Source organism: Enterovibrio paralichthyis (assembly GCF_019209835.1).
In the GTDB taxonomy this organism is placed as follows: domain Bacteria; phylum Pseudomonadota; class Gammaproteobacteria; order Enterobacterales; family Vibrionaceae; genus Enterovibrio; species Enterovibrio paralichthyis.
In genome coordinates this window covers 221,606-240,743 of sequence record NZ_JAHUTS010000003.1, presented here as the reverse complement: position 1 = coordinate 240,743, position 19,138 = coordinate 221,606, and the positions used below count along the sequence as shown (strand labels likewise).

Genomic DNA, 19,138 nt, shown 5'->3' with positions numbered 1-19,138 from the left:
TGCAGCGCACATAGAACCCCGCTCGTCTCAACAATGAAACACTTTACTATCAAAAGTTTGTCTTTCCGCCCTGACGATTTATCAGCCGAGAATTTTCTGTACTACGTTTAACAAGCTGAGCGAATAGTAAACAAATGACTCCAATTTGAGTCATTCAAACCGGGAGATGATTATGGCTATCAACTTGGTTCTGAGTCAGGTAGTTGGACAGGCATTTATAGTGAAACCAGACGGCGAAGTCGTGCCGGCGTTACCAAACACCGCCATTGAATCTGGCGATGTGGTGTCTGTACCCAATGGAAAAAATGCCTGGCTAGTGACAGAAGAACAAGAACAAGTTGATGTGCTGGATGAAGCACTAATACTAACGGAAGAGGGTTTTTCCGGCCTGGATCTTCCTTCCGATGTTGCCGATATCATCGCTGCCATTGAAGAGGGTGATGACCCTACCCAGCAGGAAGGGACAGAAACAGCCGCCGGGGAAGCTGCCTCAAGCTCGGCTCTCACTTCCCAGGTGATCATTGAATCTCAGGTGATCATTGAAGGTAACACCTACGAGGGGCAGCAGGTCACCGCCGGATTCGATACCACAGCCCTGACTGATTCCGGGGTAACCTCAGCACAAATCGAATCTCTGGGCTACGCCCGTTATGGCAGCCTGTTCAGCACCGCCCAGGATGACCCCTACACCATACCCACCTTTAGTGGCCTTGATATCAGTGCAGAAGAAGACGGGGAAATTATTCTTTCCCGTGAAGATATCCTTGGCGCCATCACCGGTGGCGACAGCGACAATATCCGCATCACCGCCATTCGCTCTGACGTTGATGGTGTTTCGATAAAAGACAATGGAGACGGCTCGTTTACCCTTGTCCCGCCACCCAATTACAACGGGGACATCTCCTTCACCGTCGACATTACCGATGGAGCGACCTCTTTCTCCGGCAACGTGAATATAGACGTTGCTGCCGTGGAAGACCTTCCCGAGATAACGCTGACGCCGGTAGCACTGACCGAGGATGAAAATGTCTCCGAAGGCAGTCCGGTTGCGACCATTTCAGCCAGTGACGGGGATGGCGATACTCTGACGGTATCTATCACTAACGACCCAAATGGATATTTCCGCATTGAAGGCGATCAGGTCGTACTGACAGGAGCAGGCGCTGCTGCTATCGACGATGACATTCTCAACCTAAGTGAAATCACCGTGACAGTCAGTGTGTCGGATGGCAAAAACACGGTCGAGGAAAGTGTCACCCTGCCGATTACCCGCACCGACGATGATGCCACGCTGGAGGGCGATTTAACCGGTACTGTTACCGACGGCACTGGCACGGTTCCCGCTTCCGCATCCGGTTCGATTAACGTTATCGACCCGGACTCCAACAACGAAACCACCCTCAATGACTGCACGTACAAAGGGGAATACGGCACCCTGGTCGTCAAAGATGGCAACTGGACCTACACCGTCGATAAAGAAGCAGTTGCGCCACTGGCTGAAGGTGAGCAAGCCACGGATGTGATCACCATTACCGCATCAGATGGCAGCACTCATGACATTGTGCTGAATATCGAAGGCACCAACGACCCGGCGCTGATATCCGGCGATATTTCCGCCACCATCGTCGATAACAGCGGCGCGTTGCAAGCTTCCGGGCAACTGAACTCCGCGGACGTCGACGGTGAAGACAACACCTTTATCGCAGAGACGATTCCAACCCTGCGCGGGGAACTGACCATCAACGAAGATGGCAGTTGGAGCTACGTTTCCAACGACCCGACTGGCGCAATCAAGGCGCTGGGCGAAGGCGAGACCCTGACCGAATATGTGACAGTTCGCGCTGCAGACGGTACTGAGCAGCAGATTGAGATTACCTTTCAGGGTGTCAACGACGACGCGGTATTTTCCGCCATCAGCACCGGGGAGATCACTGAAAGCGATGGCGTCATGTCAACCATTGGCACCATCAATGTGGTCGACGCCGACAACGGTGAATCCTTCATGCAAGCAGGAACGTTTGAAGGCAGCTGGGGTTCAGTGGTGATTGATGCAGCCGGGAACTGGAGCTATACCGCCAGCGACAGCAGCCGCGATGCCATTCAATCCCTTACTGATGGCGAGAAGCTGACGGACACCATCACTGTGTACTCCGTTGACGGCTCGGAAACCCAGATTACCATCAGCATTAACGGCACTAACGACGATGCGGTTATTGGTGGGGACATCACTGCGACCATCACAGACAACGGTGGCACCATGTCGACATCAGGTACCCTGACCTCGACCGATGTGGACGGCAACGACAACAAGTTCATCGCTGAAACCATTACCACACCGCGTGGCGAAGTGACTATTGATGAAAACGGCAATTGGACATATACCACCACCGACCCCACGGGCGCTATCCAGCGCCTGCCGGAAGGAGAAACCCTGACTGAAGTGGTCACCGTGCGCGCGGAAGACGGCACGGAGCAGCAAATCGTCCTGACGATAGAGGGTATTAACGACGCCCCTGTGTTCTCAGCCATTTCCAGCCGTGACGTCTACGAAACCAACGATGTGATCAGCGTGTCCGGCTCAATCAATATCGTCGATCCAGATGCTGGCGAATCCTTTATGTTGGCCGGTACCTACATGGGTGACTACGGTTCGGTCACCATAGATCGCGCCGGTAACTGGACTTTCACTTCCGACCCAGCGCAAAGCGCAGCGCTCGACACCCTGAGCGAAGGCGAGAAAATCACTGACACCATTACTGTGCGCTCCGTTGACGGCACTGAAACTGAATTGACGGTGACCATCATCGGCACTAATGACCCGGCGCAAATTGCCGGGGATATCATCGGCACCATTGTGGAAGCAGATGGCACCATGAGCACGTCAGGTCAGTTGACATCTACCGACGTGGACGGCAATGACAACACTTTCACTCCGCAAACCATTACTGGACGCTGGGGTGAGCTGACCATTGATGCCGACGGCAGCTGGACATACAGCTCTGACGACGCCAAAGGCGCAATAAACCGTTTGGGTGAAGGGGATCAGCTGACCGATACCCTCTCTGTGCGCGCTGAAGATGGCACAGTGCAAACCCTTACCATCACGATTGATGGCACCAATGATGCCGCCGTATTTGGCGGTAAAACCGCCGTCACCATCAACGAAACTGACAGCGTGCTGACCACCAGCGGCCGTGCTACAGTGAGCGATGCTGACTACGGCGAATATTTCTTCCAGCCCGGCACTTACAATGGCAGCTATGGCGAAATTGTAATCGATCGTGCCGGTAACTGGACCTACACCTCCGACCCTGCCAACACCGCAACCTTTGATGCGCTGGATGCAGGGGATTCACTGCCTGAAACCATTACAGTGCTGGCAGAGGACGGCACGCCGCTGGATATCCAAATCACCATTCAGGGGACTGACGATCTACCCGTCGTGAGTGGCGAGTTTGGCGGCAGCCTGACAGACACCACCGATGGTGTCGCCCAGGCCGTTTCCGGCACCCTGTCTATCTCGGATGTCGATGCCGATGACACCCCGGCATTTGACAATACCCGCATTGAAGGCAAATACGGCGTACTGGAACTGACCGACGGGGAATGGACATACACCCTCGACAAAGATGCTGCTTCCACACTCAATCCGGGTGAGCTGGACACAGATGTCATTACTCTTACCGCATCAGACGGCACCCAGCAAAGCATTGTGATCAGCGTGACCGGCACCAACGACGAGCCGGTGCTGCGCGGTGACACCATAGGTTCAGTCTCAGACGGCGGTAACTTAACCACCTCAGGCACCATTGACCTGTTTGACCCTGACACCATTGACACGCCGACACTTTCCAACGACACCATCGACGGGCAATACGGCACCCTGGTGTTGGATGACGGCGAGTGGACTTACACGCTAGACCCGGATTCTGTAGTCTCACTGCCGGATGGGGAAACCACCACGGACGTGATTACCGTGACGGCGTCGGACGGCTCGAAACATGACATTACCATCACCATCACTGGCACCGATCAGGAACCGGTTCTGACCGGCAATACCACAGGAAATGTCACTGAGGGATCGGGCGTACTCACCACATCAGGAACATTGGGGTTAACCGACGCCGATGAAGGGGAAAACCCCACCCTGCCAAGCGGGACATTCGAAGGCCAGTACGGTTCGCTGGAACTGGTGAATGGCAATTGGACTTACACCCTCGACCCTGAACTTGCGCAATACCTGGATGAAGGGCAAACCACCACAGACACCATGAGCATTACCGCGTCTGACGGCACAGTGCATGACATCGTTATCACCATTACCGGCAGCGAAGATGCCGCCGAACTGAGCGGTGATACGTCAGGCAGCGTCACTGACGAAGCCGGTTCACTGACCACTGGCGGTTCACTAACCATCAGCGATCCGGATGCCAACGACAACCCAACCCTGCCAGACGCCAATCAGCAGGGTCAATACGGCACCTTCAACATGGTGGATGGTCACTGGACTTACACCCTCGACCCTGAGCTGGCGGAATCGTTGGATGCGGGGGTGACGGTCACCGACACCATTACCATCACCGATTCCATGGGTGGCAAACATGATCTGGTGATCAGTGTCACCGGCACAGAAGATGCCGCGACACTCACAGGCGATACCACCGGCAACCTGGTTGAAGGCGTGGATAGCAGTGTTTCAGGCACCGTCTCATTGGTAGATCCGGACAGCGGCGACGTCACCACAATCGACAACACAGAACTGGATGGCCAATACGGCAAGCTGACCCTGACGGACGGTGAGTGGACATATACATTAACTCCGGGGGCGGCTCAGTCGTTCGGTGCCGGTGAAAGCACCACCGAAACCTTCACCCTGACAGACTCTGAGGGCACTGATCACCAAATCGTTATCACCATTGAAGGGTCGGATGATGCACCGGTTGTTACCGGCGACTTTGCCGGTACCGTGAGCACGGCAACCGGCCCAATTGTGACAGTTCCCAACCTCTACGTACTGGGTGACGATGCAGACAGCGATGGCGAGTCGTTTGGTAACAGCAGCCAGCCTGACTCCCTTCACTTTAACAGCGCCGGCTTTACAGCCACTATCACTGACAGTGACGGCGCTCTGACCAACGCTGCGCAAGGCGATACCACCCAGACTCTCAAACTTGACGGGGTCGAATACCCAGTCACGGTAACGGCTACCGTTGACTACACAGATGCCTACGGTAACACCTACACCATGGGTGTGCTGAGTATTGGTGAAAGCCAAAACAACAGCTATTACGACGGCGGAAACGAACCCACGACAGTGCTGGTACAGATTGACGGGCCAGCTATTGTCCCCGGCACCGAGCTGACTTTGGTCGAGGGCTCCTACACTGAAACCAGCGCCATCAGCTACCTGAATATCGCCGAAGATGTCACAACAACTGGCTCCATCGGAATCACGGACGCCGACGCCAACGACACACCGTCGTTTGCCGATACCACGATTGAAGGCACGTATGGCACCTTCACGCTCGACAACGGCGAGTGGACATACACCCTGGATCCCGACAAAGCGGCACCACTCAAAGATGGCGAAGTGGTGCAGGATGTCTTCACCCTGACTGCAACGGACAACACCCAGCAGCAAATTACCATCTCGATCACCGGCAGTGATGATGCCGCCTATGTCTCCGGCGATCTCACCGCCACGATTTCAGATGATGGCACTTCAGGTTCAGTCTCCGGCAGTATCACCATTACCGATCCGGATGCAGCAACGCCACCAACGCTGGTAGACAGCAGCCAGGAAGGGGAATATGGCTCATTCAGCCTGGTTAATGGCCAGTGGACTTATACCGTTGATCCGAGCAAGGCCGCCACCATTCCCGGCGATCAGTCAGAGACGGAAACCTTTACTGTCTCAGGCTCAGACGGTTCCCAACATACGGTGACGGTTTCTGTCACCGGTATTGATAACGCGGCGGTGGTTAGTGGCGTGACAACCGGCAGCGTCAATGCTTCTGGGTTCACAATCAATCCCGATGTGGGCGCCAGCCTCTCGGCGAATGGCGACGCGGTAGACAACGGCAGCAATAACACTTGGACAACCACAACCACCACCATTGACGGCGTGCCGTATGTGGTCTCCACCAGCTTCGGATACAGTGGCGTGACCATCATTTCGCGGGTCGAAAATGATGGCACTCTGACCGAAACGGACCGCCTCACCTACGATTCCAGCGCCGGAACCGTCATAAGCACATCCAGCGGAGACATTACGGCCGCCCTCATTGCAGCCGGCATTTCCCCTGCCGCGCTGGGTAATGGTCTCACCCAGTCAAATATCGCTGACGTTGATGGTGAAACCACCCTGTTCCTCACCTCACAGAACAGCGGCTCCATCACCACCTGGGGCATTGGCAGCGATGGCAGCCTTTCTTTAGTCGGCGGCTTGTCAGAGTTTGGCAATTCCCAGTCCCAAACCCGTGGCGGGATAGTGCGTGAAAACGTGGTGTTTGAAGCGGATGATGGCACTGAGTATGTGATTGTCACCCGCCCTCACACGGACCGGGTCGACATACTTAGCTATGATGCCGAAACAGGTGCCCTTACTGAAACGGGTATGACGTTCGCCAGCAACGATGTTGTATCCAGTGTCGACATCATCAAAGTCGGCACGGTGACTTACCTTGCGACGGCAGGTTCTGATGGCATCACCCTGTATGTTGTGGACAACATTACCGCAGCCCTCACCACGGTTGACAGCAGTGCTATTCAAATTGGCGGTGGGGCTTCCGTGAATTTCTACCAGACCGGAGACGGCCGAACCTATGCTATTGCCTCCGGAAACACAGATGGCAATACCACCGTATTCGAACTCACCCAGAGCGGCGAACTGGTTCAGACAGATGCGATGACTGACTCAGGTGCTTACATGTCTACCGCCGGATATATTGATGGGGAACCCGTGTTTGCTACCCCGAATCCGGACGGCGGTGTCGATTTGTACACACTTTCACAGGATGGAAAACTGGTACTGCAAACCAATATTCCTGGAATCGAAAACGACAAAACACCGCCGGTTATCGTCCAGACTGCTGATGGCAGTTACTTCCTGGTAGATGCAGACGGCAACGCCGCTTCCGTGAAACTGGACGTTGGCACACCGTCCGACCTGACGGTATCCGGTACCTTGAATATCAGCGACGTTGATACCGATGACTCACCCTATTTTGAAAACACCTCCGTCGAAAGCACTTACGGTACCCTGACCCTGACGGATGGCGCATGGACTTATGTGTTGGATGAAGCCAAATCCGCCAGCCTCGCCGAAGGCGAAATCACACAGGATGTGATCACCCTGACGGCAAGCGATGGCACCGAACAGCAAATTGTTATCACGGTAACTGGCAGCGATGACAAGCCTGTCGTCACCGGGAATGTTTCCGCACAGATCAGTGAAGACAGCGCCAGCCAATCTGTCACAGGCACGCTGGCGATCACCGACCCTGACGCCGAGACACCACCCGCTTTCTACAACGTCACCCTTGGCGGAAGCTATGGCACCCTGGTGCTGGTTGACGGTGTCTGGACTTATACCCTGAATGCCAACGCCCAAACACTCACGGACGGTGAACAGCAACAAGAGGTGTTTACCCTCACCGCAACCGACGGCACAGTGCAGGAAATCGTCATTACCGTCACCGGTGAAAATGACGCTTCCGTCATTACCGGCACCTTCAGCGGCAGCGTGACAGAGGGCAATGCCGGAGATGTGGTCTCAACAAGTGGTTCACTTTCCGTGTCAGACGCCGATGGCGAAGCGGTCTCTTTCGAGGAAGGCACCCAAGTTGGCAACTATGGCACTTTCACCCTGATAAACGGTGAATGGACTTACACGCTGGACCACAACAAGGCGGAAAGCCTCAACGAAGGTCAGCAGGTAACGGACACGTTCACAGTAAAAGCTACGGACGGTACGACCCAGGCTGTCTCCATCTCAGTGACAGGCACAGAAGATGCCGCCATCGTCACAGGCGATTTCTCGGGCACTTTGGATACAACACCTCGGGAGCTCGGTGAAAATCTTCTTACAAATGGCGGTTTTGAAGACTGGGGCGATGATCTCGGTGCCAAATGGACAACGCTTACCAATTCTCAACTCAGCGGCTGGTACTCCCCCGACGATAGCAGAGTCGAGTTTCAACAAGGAACCATGGACGGAGCACCAACTAACTCCAACACCAATACGGTTCTAGAGTTAGACGGCTATGCCAACACGACAGTGCAGCAAGACCTCAATGTTTCTCAGTTTACCGCCAATGGCGACCATCTCTTTGCGCTTAGTTTTGACTTTGCAAGCCGATTGGAAAATACCAGTGATTTCGAAGTTTCAGTGCTTGATAAAAACGGAAACACGTTGTTTTCAAAATTCTTCAATAATGACCAGCCCAACGATCATTATGTGAATTTTGCTGCTGATGTTTTAATCCCGTCAGGCACCGATGAAATCACCGTGAGTTTTTCAGGTAAAGGCGATTCTGATAGTTACGGCGCTTTGATTGACAACGTCAGCTTGGCCCCTGTTGTTAACGAGAGTTTTGGTACTGTTTCAGGTTCGATTTCTATCTCCGACGCTGACGCTAACGACACACCGTACTTTCACAACGCAACCCTGAAGGGGGAATTCGGTACACTGGTGCTGACCAACGGTCATTGGGAATACACCTTCGACACCGATAAGACCCAGTTAATTGACGAAGAAACGCTGGAAACTTTTGTCGTTACAGACTCCGAAGGTGGTAAGCATGAGATTGTGATTGCCCTGCAAGGCACCGACGATGCGCCCTTGGTTACCGGTGTGTTTACCGGTGCGGTGACAGAAGGCAACTTTGGGGATGAAATCAAAGTCAGCGGCACCATCAGCATCACAGACCCCGATGCTGACGACACGCCGGAATTCCTTGATACCCAAGTCAACGGTACCTACGGCACCCTGACGCTTGAAAACGGTGTCTGGACCTATGAGCTTGATTCGGTCAAAGCGGAACCCCTGTCCAGTAACGACTGCGTTCAGGATGTGATCACCCTGACGGCAACCGATGGCACGGTCAAAGACATCACAATTTCTATCACAGGCACCAACGATGAACCGTTCATTGTCGGCACCAATAGCGCCACGCTGGTGGCACCGGATGAAATCACCAAAGACTATGTCGATATTGCCAATGTGTTCTGGCTGAATGATGGCTATTCATTCAGCAGTGGAGACATGCAATATATCGGCAATCATCCACCTGAGATCGATTTCCACAAATCGGCAACTGTCGCCCGCATTTACGATACCGACAGCATCATGGACGGTGACGGCACCGATGCCATGGGCACCAACGAGTACGTTTACGATACGACCCAGAAAGTCGAAGTGAACGGTGTGCTTTACAATGTAAACTTCGATTACACCATTGATTACAAAGATGCCTCAGGCAATGTCTACACCTTCGCAGTGGTGGATATTGACTATGACAATGACCGTTGGCACAACGCTGATCACAACGAGCAGGGTAATTTCCTGATCCAGATGTCAGGCCCGACGATCACGGCAGGCACTAAACTGGCCTTTGTCGATGGCTCGTTGGTACGAGACGGCAGCCTCAACTATCAGGATATAGCGGCGGAAACCGCGACATTCCAGGCACATGGTGCGCTTTCAATAGTGGATTTGGATGCTAACGATAGCCCTTCCTTCGCCAACACCACGGTCAATGGCCAGTACGGCACACTCGTGCTGGATAACGGAAATTGGACTTACACACTGGATCCGCGTTCAACGCCAACGCTGGGCGATAACGACTCGGTGAGCGAAGTAATCACCCTGACAGCGGACAACGGTTACCAGACCCAGGTGAACGTCACCATTGGCGGTTCTGACACTGCCATTGCCGAAGCATCGCTCAGTGGCGTCAGCAGTGTGCTGAGTGACGTAATAGCACTGGATGATGTGACCTTTGCCGGTACAGACAGCAACGACCGAATTGGAGGCAGTATCAGCGATGATGTGCTGGTTGGCGGTGGTGGTAACGACATCATTCACGGTCATCTCGGCAACGACATCATCGACGGCGGTCTGGGTGATGACCTTATCATTGGTGGCGAGGGCAATGACTTGCTCGCCGGTGGCTCGGGTTCAGACACCTTTGCTTTCCTGCGCGGGGATGAAGGTACCACTGAAGACCCGGCGGTCGACCATATCGTTGATTTCGATACCAATCAGGACACCATTAACCTGTCAGATTTGATGGGTTCCGATCCGGCGGAAACACTGGAGAGCTACCTGTCACTGATTGATGACGGAAACGGCCACGCGGTTCTGAACATCTCCACCCAGGGAGATGGCAATGTCGACCAACAGGTGGTGTTCGACAACATGAGCCTTGATGACATGGCAAGCGCTTATGCCGTCGATACCTCCGGCATGACAACAGAGCAGATCAGCACGTCCGTGATTGATGCCATGATCCTGCAAAACCGGATGATCGTCGATTAAGAAAACCAGACAGCTCAAGCCCAAGAGCCTGATTGCCGGTCAGTTCGCTGACTGGCATTTTTTTATCTTTACGAATCTTTACCTACGTCGCTGACGTGCCTCAGCGGCTAAATGGTATATAATCGGGCACCTTTTTTTTCCACTGTGATGGCGAAAAACCATCGAAACCGGGTAACGTTAACGCATGACACTCAAACGCCTTTTCCTGCCAGCAATCACTGTTTTTGCAGCACTGACATTGACCGCCTGTAGCGACGAAGCACCTCAGGTACAAACCTACACCACGCTGGAAAAACCGGTATCGGTAGAAAATCTGGCGCCATTGACCGAGTTTTTCAGCCTTGCCTGTGACCACTGCCGCTCGATGGAATCGGTGATCCCTGTGATTGAAGAGCAAACGGGTCAGAAAGTGGATAAAGTGCATGTCACTTTCAATGAAAGCTCTACCTTCGCCGCACTGATCTACTACTCTGCGGTTATCCAGACTGAAGGCAACCCACCAAAAGCACTGACTGATGCGCTGTTCAAATACGTGCAGGAAGAACAGAGCGAATCACAGGAAGAAAACCAGAAGCGCCTGACCCAAATCTTTAACGATGCAGGCCTGACCAGCCCTTATGAGCTGAATGAAGCGCAGCAGACTGACCTGTTTGCTATGCTGGAGCGTGCGGATTTGATCACCCAGGAATCTGGCATTACCTCCGTACCGACATTTATGGTGGACGGCAAATACATCGTCAATACCTCCGCGCACAAGAGCGTAGAAGAGATGGTGGCGACCATCAAAACATTGCTCAACCAATAACGATTCGACAGGGAAAGGGAATGATTCTGGAAGTCGCGATTTTGAATGTGATACCCGGTCAGGAAAAGGAATTCGAGGCAGCGTTTAACCAGGCGCAGGCCATCATCCGTTCACAGCGTGGGTACCTCTCACACGAAGTACGCCGCTGCATGGAAAATGAAAGCCGCTACCTGCTTTTGGTCAATTGGGAAACGCTGGAGGATCATACGGAAGGCTTCCGGCAATCTGACGGCTACCAGTCATGGAAAGCGCTGCTGCATCATTTCTATCAACCCTTCCCTACGGTTGAACATTATGAGGCTGTTGCTGGCCTGAACTGAAAAATGGCGCCGAAGCGCCATTTTTGTTTTCTGCAATTGCGGGCACTTTCCCGCTGGACTCACTTGCCCAACCGGGAGAAACCAGCGTCCAAATCCGCAATAAGATCGTCCACATCTTCAAGGCCAATGTGCACCCGCACCAGCGTGCCTTCAAAATCCACCGGGCCGGCAGGACGGATAGCGTTCAGCTCCTCCGGTTGGTTAGCAAGGATCAGCGATTCAAACCCACCCCAGGAATAAGCCATGCTGAAATGGCTGAAATTATCGAGATAGTCTGCCACTTGCTCATCGGTCAGTCTGGCTTTGAGCACAAAGGAAAACAGGCCGCAGCTGCCGGAAAAATCACGTTGGTAGAATTCATGCCCCACCGAGCCTTCCAGCGCCGGATGGTTAACACGCGCCACTTCGGGTCGCTGCGCCAGCCAGTTGGCAATAGCAATGCTGCTTTCATGATGCTGTTTCAGGCGTACACCCAAGGTGCGCAGGCCGCGAGACGCGACGTAAGCGGTATCGGCATCAACCATTTGCCCCATCAGGTAGGAGCGCTCGCGAAGCCTTTCCCAGCAGCGGGCATTAGCGACTGCCGTGCCAATCATGGCATCCGAGTGACCGACAATATATTTGGTACCCGCCTGAATGGAAATGTCGATGTCATGGTCAAGCGCTTTAAACAGAATTCCCGCCGCCCAGGTGTTGTCGATCATCACCACCACATCCGGATTGACGGCACGCACCGATTTAACCATGGCGGGAATGTCCGGCACTTCCATGGTGATTGAACTTGGAGACTCAAGGAACACCACCTGGGTGTCCGGCGTCATCAGGCTGCCAAGCCCGGCACCTATCATCGGGTCGTAATACGTGGTGGTAATGCCCATATCATGCAAGATGGTGTCGCAAAACGCCTGGGTTGGCTCATACGCGCCACCGGACATCAGCACATGACCACCAGTTTTGACAAAAGAGAGAATGCTGTTGGCGATAGCGGCGGCACCACATGGATAAAGCACACAGCCTGCACCGCCTTCCAGCTCAGTCATCGCATCCTGAAACGCGAAATGGGTCAGCGTGCCGCGGCGACCGTAAAAAAGCTCACGCTCACCGCGGTGTTTGGTGGCATGTTTCTTCTGTTCAACCGATTCAAAAACGATGGAAGAGGCACGCTGGATAACTGTGTTCACACTGCCATTGCAGTATTTCTTTTTCCTTCCGGCGGTCACCAGCGTGGTGTTCAATTTTTCTGACGACATGAAAGCTCCTTTTTCTTTAGCGCGGGTTCGTCTGCGCCTGGCATTTGCCGAATTCGATAGTTCATTCCCGATGCCCAAGAGTAACGCACTTCCCCCTAAATTACAGCGCTGTTCCTGCCTGTTTTCCCTTCACTATTTTCATTCCGGCCAATATCCGCAAACCACAAAATACTGTGCGCCATCTTTTGGCTGACGATGAAATCAGGCGCAAAAGAGCAACGCTGTACTATAGTTAAGAAAATGTTTCACATCAGGAAATATTTGCAATGAGATCAATAGTTAAACGCCACATTGTTACCTCTTTCCGGCATCTGTTGCTTATCGCTGCGTTTGGCGCAGCCATTGCCGTCTCCAACGCCTTTGCCCATGCCGGTAACCATGATGATGAAACACAGCTACTGGTATTCGGTGTCGTCCCCCAACAGTCGTCTGCCAAACTCATCCGCGACTGGAGCCCAGTACTGAAAAAAGTCAGTGAGATTTCTGGCCTTAAAATCCGCTTTGCCACAGCGCCCAACATCCCTGAATTTGAAAAGCGCCTGGCTGCCGGGGAATATGATGTGGCTTACATGAACCCTTACCACTTCACCGTGTACAACCAGTCTCCCGGCTATAAGGCATTCGCTCATGCCAAAGGCAAACGCATCAAAGGGATCCTTGTCGTTAACAAAAGTTCTGACATCAAATCAGTCAGCGATCTCCAGGGCAAAAATCTCGCTTTCCCGGCTCCGGCTGCATTCGCGGCAACCTTGCTCACTCAAGCCACGCTGAAAAATCAGGGGATCTTATTTACGCCACACTATGTTGGCTCCCACGACTCTGCCTACCTTGCCGTTGCAGACGGACTGTTTGACGGCGGGGGCGGCATTGTCCGAACCCTTGGTGCTGCCCCACCTGAAGCCAAAAGCAAGCTGCGGGTACTGTTTACCACCGAGGGATTCACCCCGCACGCCATAGCGACCCATCCTTCCGTCTCAGAGGATGCCCGTATACGTCTGCAAAATGCGTTTGTCACATTATCCGACAGCAACGAGGGAGAGATGGCACTGAAAGCGCTCAACATAAAGGCATTCGAGCAAGCGGAAGACAAGGACTGGGACGACGTGCGGGCACTGCAGATTTCGGTACTTAACGTGGACTAGCCAAGGGGACACACTGCCTATGTCATTTCGTCTCAAAACCATACTGGGGATTGCGTTTATCGAGTTGATACTGCTCGCGATCCTCATTGTGTCCGGGATTGGATGGCTTCGGGATTCCAACGAGCAGCAAATCATCAATAACGGCGAGCGCCTTTCCCGCACATTTGCGATTGCGGTGCGTGATGCCGTGATCTCCACCGACCTGGCTAACCTGCGCGCGTTCACCCGCGAGGCCGTCCAGCACAGCGACATTGCCTATATCCGCATTAGAAGTGATCAGGGTAAAACGCTGGCAGAAGAGTCCCTGTTACCGAAAGACTCTCCACCACCCAACTACGACGAAACCCCTTCTTTGTCATCAGACGGGATTTACGATATCCGCAGCAATGTGATGATTGATGACTTCAACATCGGACAAATCGAAGTGGGTCTTGATGTCAGCGCGTTCAGCCAGTTAATCAACGACGCGCAGAAGTACGCGGTGTCGCTGGCATTGCTGGAAATGGGCCTGGTCGCCCTGTTTTCACTCCTTTTCGGCTCCCTGCTCACCAAGCAACTTTTGGAGCTCCGGCAAAGCGCCCTGCGCATTCAGGAAAACGGCCCGGGCGAGACAGTACCCATCAAAGGTAAAGATGAAGTCGCACAGGTAGCGGAAGCGTTCAACAGCATGTCTGTCGCCCTGTCACATAGCTACAAGGAAATTTCCTGGGAAAAAGACCGCTTCAAGCAGTTGGCAAAGCAGAACAAACTGCTGGCAGAGATTGTTGAGCAATCACACGAAGCCTATCTGGTGACCGACCTTTCCGGTGTGGTTTCCAATGCCAACCAGGCGTTGTTTGAGCTGACCGGTTACGACGAGAGAAATGCCACCGGGATTCACTTCCAGACCCTGCTGTTCGGCGAACACACCGCAGAGGAAGCCGCTTACCGTTTGAGTGATGCAATGGCACAGGGGCAGAGTATCACAGTCCGCGCAACCTGCCTGACGCGCAGCAATGCCAGCCTGCGCGCTGAAATTACGGTTATTCCCATCCATGGCGGCAGTGGCAATGTCGAACGGTTTGCATTGATCGTGCGGGATGTCCGTGAGCACTACGCACTGGAATTGAAACTTCGTGAAGCAGCCGATATCGCCCAGCAGGCCACAAGAGCTAAATCCGTTTTTCTTGCCAACATGAGCCATGCTATCCGCACTCCCATGAACGGCATTATCGGATTGTCTGAATTGTTGAAAGATTCACCCTTGAGCAAGGAGCAGGCGGATTTCGCCACGATCATCAACAACTCGGCCAATGAATTGCTGCAACTGATGAATGACCTGCTCGACTTTTCCAAGCTGGAAGCCAACCAGTTGACGCTGGAGCAGGTTGTATTCTCTATTCAGGATGTGGTGGAGGAAACGGCGACCCTCGCTTCGGTGACCGCTGCAGAGAAAGAGTTGCTGGTAGTGATTGATATTCCGCCTGAACTCAATACCTGGGTGTTGGGGGATGAAACCCGGTTGCGCCAGGTGCTCTATAACCTTCTCAGCAATGCCGTGAAATTTACGCCCCACGGTTACATCAAGGTGGTGGTTCGCGGAGCCCCCAGCGATGACCCAACAACATCCGCTTTCTCGGTTTCCGTCGAAGACACCGGTGTCGGTATCGGCACCGATAAAATTGACGAACTTACCCATTCTTTCGACAGCAACGATGCCTTTGATAGCCGCAGGTACAGCGGAACAGGCCTCGGGCTTTCCATTACCCGCAGCCTTCTGGAGCTGTTTGACAGCCAGTTGGAATTGGAGTCCGAACCCGGCAAAGGCAGCAAATTCTCTTTTTCCCTCTGCCTGCCGCACTGCCAGCCTGAGCACGACCACCTAAGCGTGTTCAAAGGACGTAACATTGCCGTGGTCAATGCCGACCCGCTCCACCGCCCTTTGCTGGACCGATACCTGAACCACTGGCAGGCAGAAACTACCTATCTGAACAGCCTCGAGCACCCTTCGCTGGCATCCCAGCAATTTGATGTTGCCATTGTGATGGCGGGGCAAATCGAAGATCTCAACCCAACGCCTCATTGCCCTTGGGTTGGCGTCGTGGCCAAAATGCGTCAGCTTAATCTTGAAGCTACAGACCGCGACCGCCGTTTGATAGCCAAGCCCCTTCGCATGAACCAGTTACTGCAGGAGTTGCAGCTGGCCATGCAAAGCGAGCCCCAGCTTGTGCGCGTCGCCCCTCAAAATGCAGCTGCCGAGCTTTCCACGCTGAATAACTTCGCTGTCGCTATCGTCGATGATATGGAATATGACCGCGAGATAATCCGCCTCTACATCGAAGGAATGACGGAAAACATCACCTTCTTTTCCAGCGGCGCCGAGGCCATTGCCCACTATCGGCGTAACCTGTTCGACATTTTGATCACCGATGTGACCATGCCGGAAATGGACGGCTATGAGCTGACGCAGAAAATACGGAAGTTTGAGGAGGAACACCAGTTGCCCTCGGTGTTCGTTATTGGCCTGTCAGCCCATGCCGGTCAGGAAGATTCCGCACGCGCTTTTGCCGCTGGCATGAACAGTTACCTTACCAAACCGGTTAGCAGGTCAAGACTGCAGAAAACGTTACAGGAAGCAGCGAAAACGCGCCTGGCTAAGCTAACCAGTGAATAAAAAATCGCCCAAGCAGAGCGATTTTCTATTGTTCGGCTACTGATAACCCGTTCAGTTCTGAATAAAGCGTTCCAGACTTTCCAAATCCGGCAGTGCTGTCATCGCCCCTTTTTGAGTGGTCGATAACGCCCCGCAGGCATTCGCCCACACCACTGCCTGCTTCGCTACGTCTTGCTGCTGCCAGTCATCAACCCGTGACAGATAAGCCAGCAACCCGCCAACAAAAGCGTCACCCGCGCCTGTGGTATCAACTGGCGAGACTGATTTTCCAGTGACCAACGCTTTATTGTCTCCCATTACCAACCATGCACCCCGTGCGCCCTGCGTAATGAGGATCATAGGTATGTTGAGCGGTTTGACCGCATCAAGGGCAGCGTCCAAATCATTGGTACCCGTCAAGAACAGCAATTCATCGTCAGAAAATTTCACCACATCCGCCATCGCCACGGCACGCATTACGGTTGCACGAATTTCATCCGGATTTTGCCACACTTCTTCCCGCAGGTTGGGATCAAAACTGATGAAGCCACCCGCGGCTTTGATCGCTTCCATTGCGCCAAATGTGCTTCTGCGGCTAGGTTCATTCGCCAGCGAAATTGAGCAGGTATGAAGCCACTCGCCGGCTGAGAAAGCTGGAATATCCTGCGGTTGCAGGAACTGGTCGGCGCTGGGTTTCACCATAAAGGTAAAACTGCGCTCGCCATGGGCATCCAGTTCCACAACCACGGTGGAGGTGCGGTGGTCAGCATCCAGTACCAGATGCCCAGTGCCGACGTTTTCCTTGTTCAGGGTTTCTTTCAAAAAACGGCCAAATGGATCGCCACCCACACGGCCAAAGAAGCCAACGTCCCCGCCTAAACGCGCCACACCTACCGCCACATTGGCAGGCGCACCGCCCGGACATTTCAGATAGGTCATTTCCGTATCTGGGATCAGGTCTACAACCGCATCACCTGTCAACCACACTTTCTTCATTAAACGTATTCCTTTTTAGGCTTGCAGGCCGTCAATTGACGGCCTGCAGGTTGCTATCAGTTTGCGCTGTTTACCACTGGATTATAGATCCGGGTAAGGATAAAGGAGGTTGAAAACGCCGCCGCTATCACTGCCACATACATGGCTAAATCAAACAATGAGCTGGTATAAAGCAGCAGGCCCGGGATAAAGGTAATGCCCATGCCAGAGGCGCTGACATTGAAGATATAGGCAACCATACCGCCAACCGCACCGCCACTCATACCAATCAAAAAGGCTTTACCGTATTGCAGGTTTACGCCAAACAGCAGTGGCTCTGTAATACCGAACAGGGTCGACATAGAGGCGCTGTAGGCATTGGCTTTCTTCACTTTGTCTTTGAGCAGGGTCGCAATCGCAATGGCTGCGCCAAACTGGCCGGCCATGGACGCTGTGATGAGCGGGTTAAGCGGGTTACTCCCACGCTCATTAATCAGGCCAATTTCAATGACGCCGAGCGCATGGTGCAGGCCGGAGATGGTGATCAATTGCTGCAGCGCACCAACCAATACGTAACCGATGCCAAAAGGCAGTTCCAGACCCAGCACCACCAGCTGGGTGATTTGATGTTCAATCACCTGGAGGATCGGGCCGACGACCAGCAGGATAACCGCAATGGAAAACAGGATGGTCATAAACGGTGTTACCACCAGATCCATGACCGCTGGAACAAAGGTTCTCAAACGTTTTTCAACCAGTGACAGGAACCAGCCTGCGAAAATCGCGGGCAGAACTGTCCCCTGATAACCCACCAGCGGGATAGTGATACCCAGCAATGAGATTGTCATCGGGTCGGCATTTCCACCGGCGACCACCCATGCATTGGGCAGTTGTGGGGCAACCATCATCAAACCCACCACGATGCCGAGAACCGGGTTACCGCCAAAACGCTTGACCGCAGAATAGGTGATAAGAACAGGCAGGAAAGCAAACGCGGTATCCGTCAGCATACTGAACAGCGCCAGTCCGTTCTCACTGAAAGGTACGCCCAGCTGTAACATCAGCCCGCGCAGACCCATCAACAGACCCGTGGTAACCAGAACAGGGATCAGAGGGATCAGAATGTCTGCAAAGGTACGCACCACTTTTTGGCCTGTGGTCATGTTGGCATACGCATCTTGTTTGAAGTTGGATCCTGACGCGGTTTCCTCGCCGCCATTGCCCATCAGTTTCTTCACTTCTTCAAACACATGGGTGACCTTGCCCGTACCGATAATAAACTGGTGCTGTCCGGACTGGGCGAAATAGCCACTGATTTCAGAAATGCCTTTGGCCGCATCCACGTCCACTTGCCCGGCATCAGCCAGCACCAGTCGCAAACGTGTCGCACAATGCTCCGCATTTTTTATGTTTTGTAAGCCCCCTACAGAGGCAACGATTTTCTTAGCAATAGCTGGATAGTCCATACATGAAT

8 protein-coding genes are annotated in these 19,138 nt (G+C 53.4%); 5 read left to right on the top strand and 3 right to left on the bottom strand.

The window, feature by feature from the left end; translation table 11 throughout:
• Positions 1-172 precede the first annotated feature (172 nt).
• The 3 genes from KU854_RS05345 to KU854_RS05335 all read left to right on the top strand — a co-directional run bounded on the left by KU854_RS05345 (position 173) and on the right by KU854_RS05335 (position 11,665).
• Positions 173-10,540: a VCBS domain-containing protein gene (locus tag KU854_RS05345; protein ID WP_218357419.1), complete on the top strand. Its 10,368-nt coding sequence runs from the start codon at positions 173-175 to the stop codon at positions 10,538-10,540.
• A gap of 184 nt (positions 10,541-10,724) precedes the next feature.
• Complete coding sequence (locus tag KU854_RS05340; protein ID WP_218357418.1) at positions 10,725-11,345, top strand: thioredoxin domain-containing protein; 621 nt, start codon at positions 10,725-10,727, stop codon at positions 11,343-11,345.
• A gap of 20 nt (positions 11,346-11,365) precedes the next feature.
• Entirely contained in the window at positions 11,366-11,665 is a 300-nt protein-coding gene (locus tag KU854_RS05335) for an antibiotic biosynthesis monooxygenase family protein (RefSeq protein WP_218357417.1), read from the top strand.
• Between the two features lie 59 nt (positions 11,666-11,724).
• On the opposite strand, the gene metC is transcribed toward KU854_RS05335, so the two are convergent.
• Positions 11,725-12,915 carry a cystathionine beta-lyase gene (gene metC / locus KU854_RS05330; protein WP_218357416.1) on the bottom strand — a complete coding sequence of 397 codons (1,191 nt, stop codon included), beginning with the start codon at positions 12,913-12,915 and terminating at the stop codon, positions 11,725-11,727.
• 266 nt (positions 12,916-13,181) lie between these two features.
• Here metC and KU854_RS05325 point away from each other — a divergent pair, with 266 nt between their 5' ends.
• Positions 13,182-14,057, top strand: coding sequence for a phosphate/phosphite/phosphonate ABC transporter substrate-binding protein (locus KU854_RS05325; RefSeq protein ID WP_218357415.1), 876 nt, complete (start codon positions 13,182-13,184; stop codon positions 14,055-14,057).
• A gap of 19 nt (positions 14,058-14,076) precedes the next feature.
• Positions 14,077-16,710: an ATP-binding protein gene (locus tag KU854_RS05320; protein ID WP_218357414.1), complete on the top strand. Its 2,634-nt coding sequence runs from the start codon at positions 14,077-14,079 to the stop codon at positions 16,708-16,710.
• Between the two features lie 51 nt (positions 16,711-16,761).
• Here KU854_RS05320 and KU854_RS05315 read toward each other — a convergent pair whose 3' ends face one another.
• Entirely contained in the window at positions 16,762-17,685 is a 924-nt protein-coding gene (locus KU854_RS05315; RefSeq protein WP_218357413.1) for an aminoimidazole riboside kinase, read from the bottom strand.
• Positions 17,686-17,741: 56 nt separating this feature from the next.
• The gene (locus tag KU854_RS05310) at positions 17,742-19,130 is read right to left on the bottom strand and encodes a PTS transporter subunit EIIC (RefSeq protein WP_218357412.1); all 1,389 of its coding nucleotides are present in this window, start codon (positions 19,128-19,130) and stop codon (positions 17,742-17,744) included.
• Positions 19,131-19,138 lie beyond the last annotated feature (8 nt).

Excerpts from the sequence above, each read along its gene's own strand:
- KU854_RS05310 (WP_218357412.1), bottom strand. The coding sequence starts at position 19,130 with ATGGACTATCCAGCTATTGCTAAGAAAATCGTTGCCTCTGTAGGGGGC.
- KU854_RS05340 (WP_218357418.1), top strand. The coding sequence starts at position 10,725 with ATGACACTCAAACGCCTTTTCCTGCCAGCAATCACTGTTTTTGCAGCA.
- KU854_RS05320 (WP_218357414.1), top strand. The coding sequence starts at position 14,077 with ATGTCATTTCGTCTCAAAACCATACTGGGGATTGCGTTTATCGAGTTG.
- KU854_RS05325 (WP_218357415.1), top strand. The coding sequence starts at position 13,182 with ATGAGATCAATAGTTAAACGCCACATTGTTACCTCTTTCCGGCATCTG.
- KU854_RS05315 (WP_218357413.1), bottom strand. The coding sequence starts at position 17,685 with ATGAAGAAAGTGTGGTTGACAGGTGATGCGGTTGTAGACCTGATCCCA.
- KU854_RS05335 (WP_218357417.1), top strand. The coding sequence starts at position 11,366 with ATGATTCTGGAAGTCGCGATTTTGAATGTGATACCCGGTCAGGAAAAG.
- metC (WP_218357416.1), bottom strand. The coding sequence starts at position 12,915 with ATGTCGTCAGAAAAATTGAACACCACGCTGGTGACCGCCGGAAGGAAA.
- KU854_RS05345 (WP_218357419.1), top strand. The coding sequence starts at position 173 with ATGGCTATCAACTTGGTTCTGAGTCAGGTAGTTGGACAGGCATTTATA.